The following is an 11,979-nucleotide window of genomic DNA, read 5'->3' as shown; positions in this document are numbered from 1 at the left end:
CTCGATTTTTAACCCTCACGCTTTTTTCAGGTTGCAACGCTATATGGCTGATACATCAAAGCAGCAACAGTCTCGTTTGAAGGAACTTATCGCTCGAGGTAGGGAACAAGGGTACTTAACCTATGCTGAGGTTAATGACCACCTACCAGAAGATATTTCGAATCCAGACCAGATTGAAGATATCATCGCGATGATTAACGACATTGGCATCACCGTTTATGAAACGGCGCCAGATGCTGACGAGTTAATTATGGCGGAAGAAGGTAGCAGTGCCGATGAAGACGATACCGAAGAGGCTGCGGCCGCACTGGTATCGGTCGAAAATGACACTGGTCGCACTACCGACCCCGTCCGCATGTACATGCGTGAAATGGGTACCGTGGAGCTTCTAACACGCGAAGGCGAAATTGTGATCGCTAAGCGAATCGAAGAAGGTATTCGCGAGGTCACTGCAGCACTATCTTTATTCCCGGGTAATACCGAAAAAGTACTGGCAGCTTACGACCAATCTTTGGAAGAAGAAGGCCGTTTGTCTGATGTATTGGTCACCTTCCTCGACCCAGATGACGATACGCTGCCTGCTGCTGCGCCAGCACCTGTTGTTGAGGAAAGCGATGACTCAGATGACTCAGATATCTCAGACGACGATGATGATGAATCTGAAGACGATGCGCCAGATGGCTCAATTGATCCTGAAGTAGCAGCGGAACGTTTTGAAGCATTACGCAGCGCATATAATGCCGCCCAAGCCGCTATTGAAACCCACGGCCGCAGCAGTGCCCAAGCACAAGCCGCCTTGGAAGAAATGGCTGCTGCCATCGCGCCGCTAAAACTTGCACCAAAACTCAATGATGAAATGCTTGGTGCCATTGAAAATGCAGTGGGTGAAGTTCGTGCACAAGAGCGTGCTATTTTAGATATTTGTACGCGTAAAGCGCGCATGCCTCGTCGTGAGTTCTTAGGTGGCTTCATTGGCAACGAAGACAACGAAGAATGGCTAGATGATGCACTAAACGGCCCATACGGCGAAAAAATGCGCCTGTATGAAGTTGAACTGAAGCGCGCTCAGAAGCGTTTACGTCAACTTAAAGCACGTGTGCAACTAACGTTGCCAGAAATCAAAGAGATTCACCGCAAGATTTCAATCGGCGAAGCTCGGACTCGTCGTGCGAAAAAAGAGATGGTGGAGGCCAACCTACGCCTGGTTATCTCGATTGCGAAAAAGTACACCAACCGTGGTTTGCAATTCCTAGACTTGATTCAGGAAGGCAACATCGGCTTGATGAAAGCAGTAGACAAGTTCGAGTACCGTCGTGGTTATAAATTCTCGACGTATGCAACTTGGTGGATTCGCCAGGCAATTACTCGCTCGATTGCCGACCAAGCACGCACCATTCGTATTCCTGTGCACATGATAGAGACGATTAACAAGTTGAATCGTATCTCGCGTCAAATGCTCCAGGAAATGGGTCGCGAGCCATTGCCAGAAGAGCTGGCTGAGCGTATGGAAATGCCGGAAGATAAAATCCGCAAAGTACTACGTATTGCCAAAGAGCCTATCTCAATGGAAACACCAGTAGGTGATGATGACGATTCAAGCCTAGGTGACTTTATTGAAGACTCCACCATGGACAGCCCAGTAGATGAAGCCACGGTGGAAGGCTTGCGTGAGTCAACACAATCAGTATTAGCTAGCCTAACCGCTCGCGAAGCCAAGGTGCTGCGCATGCGCTTTGGTATCGACATGAATACTGACCATACATTGGAAGAAGTTGGCAAACAGTTCGACGTAACGCGTGAGCGTATCCGTCAGATTGAAGCCAAAGCCCTTCGCAAACTACGTCACCCAACGCGTAGCGAACACTTACGCAGCTTTATTGACGAATAAAGTAAAAAAACTAATAAAAACAGGGCCTTAGGCCCTGTTTTATTTTGTAAAAAAGGCGTTATAATAACGCTTCTTCTGAGGGCCTATAGCTCAGTTGGTTAGAGCGCTCGACTCATAATCGATCGGTCGCAGGTTCAAGTCCTGCTGGGCCCACCACTCCACTTCGCTCCGTGTTGAACCTCATTGGACTAATCCAGCCAAGTCTTGCAGACTTGTCGTTTCAAACCTAAAAATCCACCTTGTGAATTTTTTGCCTTCGGCATCGGTTCTCCACCCTGCTGGGCCCACCACTCCACTTCGTTCCGTGTTGAACCTCATTGGACTAATCCAGCCAAGTCTTTCAGACTTGTCGTTTCAAACCTAAAAATCCACCTTGTGAATTTTTTGCCTTCGGCATCGGTTCTCCACCCTGCTGGGCCCACCACTCCACTTCGTGATGAACCGCTATCCAGTAGGTCTGTAAATAATGGCGAAGCCATTTTTGCAGACAAGTATCGCTTCTTTATCCGCATCACAACCTTGCTACTGCGTGTTGCTCTGTACGGACGTTCATGTCCGCAAACATTTGCTGCGCAAATGATTTACGGACCTACTTCCTATGCTGCTCTGTACGAACGTTCATGTCCGCAAACATTTGCTGCGCAAATGATTTACGGACCTACCTCAAAAACCTCTTTTAACTACCGTTACCGCTTAGGTCCTTCATTAGCTGGTCCAAATGCTGAACTATTGCGCGTGAGCTGTTTTTGATGGATTGCATTAGCTGATCTTGGTCGGCGTCACTCACCGTTTCATTAACCAATTTGGCAATGCTTTGATGTAGCTTTCTATGCGGTTCTTGCATTGCTTTAAAGGCTTCCGATTCGCCGTAAGTAGAGTGTTTGTGACTGTCGTACCACTTACCAAAGCGGCATGTGTGCTCATCAACTAGCTCATTTGGGTCGATCAGTTTCAGACCACTGAGATGACGCTCTGCTTTTTCTAACCAATTTAAATGTGCACTTCTCGCCAGTTGGAGCTCATAAATTGCTTGATCATCATCGTGGAACTGACCTGCAAGCTGAGACAATTCGTCAGATAAGTTAGAAATAACATCGGCCACATCGGAATTATTCTCTGCAGATTGGTAGCTATGTTCAGACAGTGATTGTACTGAGGTAATATTCTCTGTCATTTCATCGGCAACTTGAGCCTGCTCTTCGGCCGCTGTGGCAATTTGCTCGTTCATACTGGTGATTGTTAACACGGATTGGTTAATCGCCGTTAGCGCTTGATTCAGCTCTACAATAAGCTCGCTACTATGCTCCGCTTTTTGCTTACTATCCAGCATTGAACTAACTGTATTGCCCACAGATGACTGCAAACGACTAATGGTTTCTGCAATTTGCTGGGTTGACTCCTGCGTACGACTGGCCAGTGACCGAACCTCATCGGCAACTACCGCAAACCCACGACCACTCTCGCCGGCTCTTGCTGCTTCAATGGCTGCATTAAGCGCTAATAGGTTCGTCTGCTCAGCTATCGATTCAATAATAGAGAGCACATTTCGGATGTCTTCGGTAGAATTTGAAACGCTTTGAACTTGTTCACTTGCATCAAAAACACCTTGCGATAGTTGCTTAATTTCACTCACTGCATTGGCTACTACTGCTTGCCCATGATTGCTTTGGTCGGCTGAATGTTTGGCTGCTTCAGCAGCCCCGACCGTATTACTTGCCACTTCACGCACAGTAGCCGACATTTCAGCCATGGCACTGGCTATTTGATGAATTTGATCCTGTTGGTCACGCATATCCTGTAAGGTCTCAGACGATGACTGGCTCAAGTGAACACTCTTTTCGTCCAGTTCTGCTAAGCGCGCCACCAGCTGGTGAATCACACTGCGCAAGTTATCAACAAAAGCGTTAAACGCTTTTGCCAAGCGCCTCACTTCATCGGCTCCTTGTTCAGGAAGATGCTGATTCAGGTTGCCTTTCCCAGTTGCAAGGAACTCTAGGTTTTCCACTACTTTTTTCAGTGGCTTCAAGACAACTCTCAGCCAGATGGCTACCACAAAAACCAGCCCAGCGACACCGAGCAAACTAAAGCCAGCCATCATCCATAGTTGTGACTGTAACAGAGCATTTATAGCGCTGAGGTCACGCTGAATGACGATCACACCAATGACATCTCCCATGTAGTCACGCAATGGCGCCTGCAACTGAATAAAGCGATCACCCTTACCAAAGTCAATGCGAACATTGCCTTGTTGAACATCTTGGCTAATACCTGGCTGCGCTAGGCCGCCGGAGAAGATTTCTTGCAGTCCGTTTGTTTGGATCTGCCAAATGCCTAGCTGCGTTTTATCTGCTAACAAATCGACAAACAAGCTGGCCTCCAATTGGCGGCCAAACTCAACTGAACCGATATGCTGACCTTCATATTTCACAGGCACAACACCGCGTATGCCAATTCCTGCCACGCCAGCCTCTAACCCAGATACACTGCGCTGCTGCTGATTCGTTTCAACAACGGTACGACGAAACGCCGACAGGTCATCGCCTCTTTTTTCTGGCTTATGAACCCGATAGAGAGAGGTGGCAGGCGGTAAGTGGAACTGAAATTGTGCAATGCCTTTTGCTTTCAAATCAGGCCACAGTGGATCAAACTGGCGGCCCAGCGACTGCCAATCTTGATTGGCCATAGCTTGCTGAACCTGAGAATTCGCGGCGACGATCGATGCAGCAAATAACTCAGCTTCAGCGGAGTTATCAATGGTTGCCTGGATCGCATTAAGCTGGTTAGTTAGGTTGGCCGTCTCCTCTTCTTTGGTCATGTAGCGACTGCCCATAACTGCCATGATTAACATACAAAGCGTTAATAAAAAAACGCCCAAAGCAACTAACAGACCAACCTGTCGTTTAATAGACCAACGAAACATACCATGGCTCCTTACCTGTCATCCCGTCTTCCATAGAGGATAGACAGGGAACTAAATCTCCGCCTGTTCAGGTACTATCAACTTTGACATAGGGCATCGTTCAATAATTCTAATGCCTTGCTAGTTGGCAAGTACTTACGATTTAAACTATGTTTAATAAGCATTTCAGGAGAAAATTGGGCGGGCTGCGGTCCGTCTTTTTTTTGCTCATCTTTTTGCATAAGTGTTGCGCCAGTCATACATTGTGGCATGCTTGCCCCTTCAAAACTGGGAGCACTTTATGAACACCGAACCACTCACGATAGATATATGGGCTGATATCGTTTGTCCGTTTTGTTTTTTGGGATGGCAGTATATTGATGCAGCATTAAAAGAGCTGCCAGACGTGTCGCAAGTGAGTATTAACTGGCACAGCTTTCAGCTAAACCCAGAGCTTAAACCCGATCCTGCGGTTGATTTGTATGATTATCTTGCCAAGCACAAAAATGAAACTCGCCAATGGGCAATCGATGCACACAACACATTGAAAGACCAAGGCAAGGCGGTTGGCATCGAGTTCAATTTCGAGCACGCTGTGGTAGCCAATACAGCAAAAGCACATGAGCTATTAAAATTTGCCGAAACACAGAACTTAGGCCACCAAATGATGCTGGCGCTGTTTAGAGCTTATTTTATTGATGGCCAAGACTTGAACGATACCACGACACTTATTGATATTGCACAGGCGCAAGGCCTGCTGCCCGAAGCTACCAAACAGGCGCTCACCGAGCGACAGTTTTTGCCACACGTAAAACAAGATATTGATCTCGCTTATCAAATGCAGGTCACTGGCGTGCCTTTTGTGGTAATCAACCGCAAACTTGCCGTGGCAGGTGCGCAGCCAAAAGACGTGTTTAAGCAAGCAATTCAAAAAGCGCTAAGCTAAGCGTGACAATTGTTCTAGGGTGCCTCTAGCCACACAACAAATAGGGGTAGGCAATACCACTTAAGGCGCCTACCCGTCCCTGTAATAAAATCTATACGCCTATAACTTGTGCATTCAAGTATGTCTCCTATTAGTGCCTAGCTCTTCGCATTAATCCTAAACCGTTGCTCTATCCTCGCATTCATAACAAAAACAATAATTATCAATTAACGGAAAGGAACAACTTTAATGAATAAGCACTACACACCGATTCTGCTATCGGTAGGCATCGCTTTGACAGGCTGCCAAGTTAGTGATGATGGCACCATCATCATTCAGCCAACCGGCCAACCAGATCAAGTTGCCTCGCCAACTCCCTCAGTGATTGCTACGGTAACGCCAACTGCTACAGCAACGCCTACTGCTACAGCAACACCAACGGCTACAGCAACACCTACTGCTACGGCAACGCCGACTGCTACGGCAACACCGACTGCTACGGCAACGCCGACTGCTACAGCAACACCAACGGCTACGGCAACGCCTACTGCTACGGCAACACCGACTGCTACGGCAACACCGACTGCTACAGCAACACCTACTGCTACAGCAACGCCTACTGCTACGGCAACACCGACTGCGGCACCAGGCACAACGCTAGTACCTTCTAGCGTTCCGGTAGTCACGCAAGTGCCTGTTGAGCAATGCAGTGGCAATACTTACACGCCAGGGGCAACTTACAAAACTGGTGATGTGGTTGACCTAAATGGCAACCGTTATCAATGCACAGTTGGCACCTGGTGCACACAAGGCGGTGCCTATGCGCCGATTGGCTGGGCAGGTGATCATGCTTGGCGCGATCTTGGTCAGTGTGGCGACGATGGCGTGGTGACCACAACCGTACCGAGTATCACACTCGTGCCGTCACTATTGCCAATACCAACGACAGTAATCAGTATTACGCCGATTCCAACTGGCGTCGACAATGGCCTTGCGCCAGAAATCACACGCGATCCAAACACTCGCTTGCAAGCAGCCGAGCTGCCAGCGCAAGGTAATGCAAGCCGAGTATTATTGGATGCCAGCACGTTACCGGGCGTGGCCGATGAGTGCTTCCGTCAAGATATCAGTTTAGCTGGGGTACAGACTTGGCAACAATATAACCAAGATCATAAAGCGGCTTATAAGGGCCTCCAGGTCATTCACCAAAACCAGCTATGGCAGTCAAAAGGCAAACCGCAGTTTGCCCCAGGCCGCTCACTAGGCTACTGGGAAGCCCTTTGTCGAGTGACAAATACAACCAATTTCACTGCTCGCTTAGAGTTGCCATTTGGCCTACAGCAGGATAGCAGCAGTAAAAACCCAGGTGACCTAAGCAAGCCTAACCACGATTTTGAGCAGGCACAATATATTGAACCAATCGGTGAGCTGTTGGGGTATATCGACAGCACCCAGGGTACAGATGTCTTCACCGCTGACTTCTTTGCTGGCCAGCACATTGCACTGCAAACCCAATCAGAGCTTGCGCTTCGATTATTTGACAGCGAATTGAACCTAGTCGACTTTGATGAAAATTCGACAGAGCTTGCCGTGACCACAACAAACCTAGGCAAACACTATGTTGTTGTACAGGCAGCGGATTCGCCAAGCACCTATTCGATGAACATTTTGCCCGCCAACCCAAATCTGGTGACACCGCAAGCAGACTTTATTGCTAACGAGGCCATCGTGCAATTGCAGCGAGAATCAGGTCAGTTTGTTCCTGCCGACCTCATCAGTTTTGAGCCGACACAGGCAGAAAACAGTTCGGTATTTTTAGACCAGCTTGCTAGCCGTAACCCTGCTGCGTTTGAAAAATGGCAAACGCTAGAGTTTATTGCCAAGCAAGCACAGCGTGATGATGTGGCATACGCTCATCCAAACTACTTGCTTACTCGCCAAGACCAGGTCAAGGCTGAGTCGGTACCAGCCGATGTGCCATCACCTTGGGCTAACGATGAGTTTGCAAGCAAGCTTTGGGGCTTACCGTATATCAAGGTACCGCAAGCATGGCAGTACACACGCGGCGACGGTGTGGTGGTAGCCGTACTCGACTCCGCATTCTCACCAAATAGTGACATCCTTGATAGTTTTGTTGATGGCTACAGCACCAACCGCAAAAAAGGCTGGGGACCAAACTATTTATACGACAAAGACCTGGATGGCCTTCTCAATGCTCATGGCACTCACATTGCCGGAACCATTGCAGCCGCCGCGAACCAAACCGGCATTGTTGGTATTGCTCCAAACGCTAAGATCATGCCAGTACAGGTCGCACGCTCTGGCTCAGCATCAGCCTGGGATATGGGTACAGGTGTACTTTATGCTGCTGGTATTAAAAACGATACCGGCGTACTACCAAGCCGACCAGCCGATGTGATTAACGTAAGCTTTGGCGTTGTTGGGATTGAACTGCCATATGTTGGTGAAGCCATGCAAGCCGCGGCAGACAAAGGCATTCTTATTGCAACCTCAGCCGGTAACGACAACAACGACAATGGTGTAGAAAAACACTACCCAAGCTCGTATAGCGCCAATATTGGCGTGGCAAACCAAACCATTGAGGGTGTAAAAGCTCAATCATCCAACTATGGTGACAACGTTGATGTAGCCGCTCCAGGCACAGATATCTACAGCACGGTATATACCTCATTTAAGGTGGCACCTGGCTATGATAAATGGTCTTACATGAGCGGTACCTCGATGGCTGCACCACACGTTGCAGGAGTAATGGCAATGATGAAGGCAATCGACCCGAGCATTGACCTTGCTACGTTTAAGGCGTTGCTGCAAAACGGCGAGCTCACCGCTAGCAACCTTTGGACGCCGGAACTTGGCTACGGCACCATCAATGCCGAAAAAGCAGTTTCAGCAGCGTTGAACCGAGTTGGCGGTGCGCTTACCTACACAGTGCCTAACCGCTTGTATTTTGGCCTAGATAAGGACCAGCTAACGTTAGAGGTTAAGCGCATCAACGCGACTAGCCAAGTAAGCAGCGTCACAACAGAAGACGCCCGCTTGCAAATAAGCAAACTTAGCAACGACAAATTCCAGGTCAGTGTCGATCGCAGCGCGATCCTTGAGGGAGTATGGCAGTCGGAGTTAGTTGTTCACTTGCAAAATGGCCAACAAATTGTGGTGCCAGTTCAGCTGCGTCAAGTTGAGCTAAGCAACCAAGCTAGCCAACACGGCCAGTTATGGCTGGTAGTCCACGACCACAACGGCAAGTTTGCTGGTTATGCTGGTGCCCAATACGACGGCGACGGAGCTTTAGTTGCCCAGCTAGATGGCTTACCAGTTGGTCACTACTATATCGCGGCTAGCACTGACTTAAATGGCAATGGTGTGTTGTGTGAGTTTGCCGAACTCTGTGCGCAACCAAGCAATGATGGCTTACCTAAGCTGTTTGACTTGCGGGAACGTGCAACCTATGACATGTCGCTATATCTTGAGTCGCCTACACAACGTAGTTGGCGATAACTAAAAGCGCCGGCCAAGCGCCGGCGCTTTTATGCCCTCTGTTGCCAGTAGCCTTGCAGATACCGGGCAACCCCTTGGGCAAATACTTCATGATCATCGGGTAACCAATGCACCCCATCGATGCCATTGCTTGCTACGAAAGCATTGGCATCAATAAAACCGCAACCCAGTTGCTGGGCCAATGACTCTATCGCGCCAGCAAGTTGCAAGCTTTTACTGGTAGCGCCGTGGAACATCTGGCCGAACATTCCAACTTCTTGAATCGCCACTGGTGCAACAAGCACGGTGCGCTCGCGACCTATCCATTGCACATAGCGCTGTAGCCGCTCGACTACTTCAAGAACAGAGCTTTTGAACCGTGCTTGCAAATCATTGGTGCCCAGCATTACCAAAACACGATCGAATTGTTGGCGTTGCCAGCGACTTTGCAGGTCTTGCAAACCGTTTATTTGTTCTTGATGTGCCCCATCCAAACAGGTAGTCCTACCAGGTGATGCATCAATGTAAATATCTAGTTCTGGTGCCAAATTTTGCAAAATTCGGGGCCAAGGGCTTTCATAACGTTTTCCCGTTTTTGGGCAGTAGCCCCAAGTATTTGAATCGCCGAAACACAACACTCTCACGACTTCCCTCCTGCTTCTGTGCGTTTGGCATTATTCTATACAATGTTGTGTTTACGTTTCGCTACTGTTTTCATACTTTAATGAATATTTTTTTTGTCGATTGAACACTGGTTATTACATATTTTCTAACACCATACCAATTGGTAAGCTGTTATAAACCACTGCTACCTTGAGACGGCTAACTCAAGGAGCATAAAAATGAAAACATCTAACAAAGCCCTTGCCCTATCCACTGCTATCATTGCCGCCGCGAATGCGCAGGCACTCGATACAGATTTACCTAGGGTAATTTGGGACCAAAACCCAAGTTCACATGCAGTCATCGGCTACTCATCGAGCACAACTGGCAATGTGCGCTACAAGGTAGCGGGTGGCAACTGGCAAACTGCCGCGGTTGACCGCAGTTTTACTTTTGATGGTAGCTTGCGCAGCCACTTCGTTGATCTTGATAACTTGCCTGCTAACAGCGAAGTTCAGTTCCAAATCTGTAATAGCACCTGTGGCGACACCTACTGGTTTAAAACCGCGCCGACCAGTTCAGCAGATATGACTTTTATTGCCGGTGGCGACTCACGCACCTATCGTAATGCCCGTCAAGAAGGCAATCGAGTGGTATCGCGCGTTCGACCTGAGTTTGTTATGTTCGGTGGTGACTTTACCGATCGCAACCGCTACTACGAACTAGAAGAGTGGTTAGAAGACTGGCAGTTAACGTTCTCGAACGACACCATTGATGGGCAACCAGCCAAACGTGTTTACCCACTTATTCCAACTGTAGGCAACCATGAAAACGACGACCAACGCTTTATCTGTGAAGTATTTGGTGTAGACCGAGACAACGATAACCGCTGTACGCTAGATGACACCTACTTTGCTATGAACATTGGTCAGGTGCGGGCTTACACACTGAATACCGAGTTTCGTTTATCCGGTTACAGCAGCTATTGGAATCAGCAAAAATCATGGCTGCAAAGTGATCTAGCTGGCAATTCTGCCACATGGAAGGTCGCGCAATACCACAAGCCAATGTATCCACGAACCACGTCTAAGCCATCAAGCAACAGCTACATGGTGCAATGGGCAGCTGACTTTACCAACTACGATATGAACTTGGTCGTGGAGTCTGATTCACACCTAGTGAAGTACACCTACCCAGTTGTGGCGTCGAACTACGGTTACCAGCGCAACGATAATGCCGGCACCGTTTACATTGGTGAAGGTAGCTGGGGTGCACCTACTCGCCCAGCCGACCGCAACAGCAGCTGGATTGCAGATCAAGATAGCTTCGGCCAATTGAAAGTCATTCAAACGGTTGGTAGCGAGTTACACATTCGCACCGTGCCGTTTTCTGGCAACAGTTTTGGCACCGGTGTCAGCAAGGCTCAGCGCGATGCAAATCCACTAGCACTGCCAGCGCTATCGCTTTGGCAAGCTGCTAACGTTGGTGATGTCTATGTGCTAGAAAAAGCCAGTAACGGCCTAAGCCGCTGGGCACAGGCTAGCACACCAACGCCAACACCTATCGTTACCCCAGCACCGGACCTAAGGCTACAAAATGGCAAACCAGCCAGTGGCCAGGTTGCACGCAACGAGTTCGATATCTACACCATTGATGTGCCAGCCAGCGCAGCGTCACTGAAGGTCACACTGTCGGGTAACAATGATGCGGACTTGTATGTGCGCCGAGGCAGTGCGCCAACCACTTCAAGCTACGATTGTCGACCGTACATAGATGGCTCGGCTGAGTCGTGTACCGAAGCAAACAACGGCAACAACACTTGGTACATCGGCGTGCGCGGATATTCAGCGAATACCTCGAGCTATCAAGTGGTAGCTGAGTGGGCCGATGCGACACCAACACCTGTCGTTACCCCTATTGTTACGCCAATTGTGACGCCTGTCGTTTCACCAACTGTAACGCCAACGCCTATTGGTAGCTGCACAGGCACGGCTTGGAATAGCGATGCCATTTACACCCAAGGCGATAAGGTGCTCTACAACGGTAACTTGTATGAAGCACAATGGTGGAACCGAGGTGCTAACCCAGCACAAAACTCGGGCTCTTGGTCAGTTTGGCAGTTACTAAGTTGCTAAGCCATTCAGTATTCCTACCTTAGCAATAAAC

Annotated in this window: 6 protein-coding genes and 1 tRNA gene; 5 read left to right on the top strand and 2 right to left on the bottom strand. The window is 48.8% G+C overall.

Annotated elements, in window-relative coordinates:
• Positions 1 to 43 precede the first annotated feature (43 nt).
• A complete protein-coding gene (rpoD, locus tag DUW71_RS11840) occupies positions 44 to 1,888 on the top strand; it encodes an RNA polymerase sigma factor RpoD (protein WP_119395463.1) in 1,845 nt (614 codons plus the stop codon).
• A gap of 79 nt (positions 1,889 to 1,967) precedes the next feature.
• Positions 1,968 to 2,044: transfer RNA gene (locus tag DUW71_RS11835), tRNA-Ile, on the top strand.
• Positions 2,045 to 2,564: 520 nt separating this feature from the next.
• Here DUW71_RS11835 and DUW71_RS11825 read toward each other — a convergent pair.
• Positions 2,565 to 4,808 carry a methyl-accepting chemotaxis protein gene (locus tag DUW71_RS11825; RefSeq protein ID WP_119395461.1) on the bottom strand — a complete coding sequence of 748 codons (2,244 nt, stop codon included), beginning with the start codon at positions 4,806 to 4,808 and terminating at the stop codon, positions 2,565 to 2,567.
• A gap of 280 nt (positions 4,809 to 5,088) precedes the next feature.
• On the opposite strand from DUW71_RS11825, the gene DUW71_RS11820 reads away from it, so the two are divergent.
• Together DUW71_RS11820 and DUW71_RS11810 are read left to right on the top strand one after the other, a co-directional pair.
• Positions 5,089 to 5,733, top strand: coding sequence for a DsbA family oxidoreductase (locus DUW71_RS11820; protein WP_119395460.1), 645 nt, complete (start codon positions 5,089 to 5,091; stop codon positions 5,731 to 5,733).
• Positions 5,734 to 5,961: 228 nt separating this feature from the next.
• Positions 5,962 to 9,231: a S8 family serine peptidase gene (locus DUW71_RS11810; RefSeq protein ID WP_158584035.1), complete on the top strand. Its 3,270-nt coding sequence runs from the start codon at positions 5,962 to 5,964 to the stop codon at positions 9,229 to 9,231.
• A 29-nt stretch (positions 9,232 to 9,260) separates the two neighbouring features.
• Here the strand turns inward: DUW71_RS11810 and DUW71_RS11805 are convergent, their stop codons facing one another.
• A complete protein-coding gene (locus DUW71_RS11805; RefSeq protein ID WP_119395457.1) occupies positions 9,261 to 9,854 on the bottom strand; it encodes a GDSL-type esterase/lipase family protein in 594 nt (197 codons plus the stop codon).
• Between the two features lie 198 nt (positions 9,855 to 10,052).
• Here DUW71_RS11805 and DUW71_RS17830 point away from each other — a divergent pair, with 198 nt between their 5' ends.
• Positions 10,053 to 11,948 (top strand): pre-peptidase C-terminal domain-containing protein, encoded by a 1,896-nt coding sequence (locus DUW71_RS17830; RefSeq protein WP_119395456.1) that lies wholly within the window; start codon positions 10,053 to 10,055, stop codon positions 11,946 to 11,948.
• The last annotated feature ends 31 nt before the right edge of the window (positions 11,949 to 11,979 follow it).

The sequence above is a fragment of the Salinibius halmophilus genome, from assembly GCF_003577475.1.
Taxonomy (GTDB): Bacteria; Pseudomonadota; Gammaproteobacteria; order Pseudomonadales; family Natronospirillaceae; genus Salinibius; species Salinibius halmophilus.
Note: the sequence above shows the minus strand (reverse complement) of the source record. Positions and strands in the feature narration are given on the sequence as shown.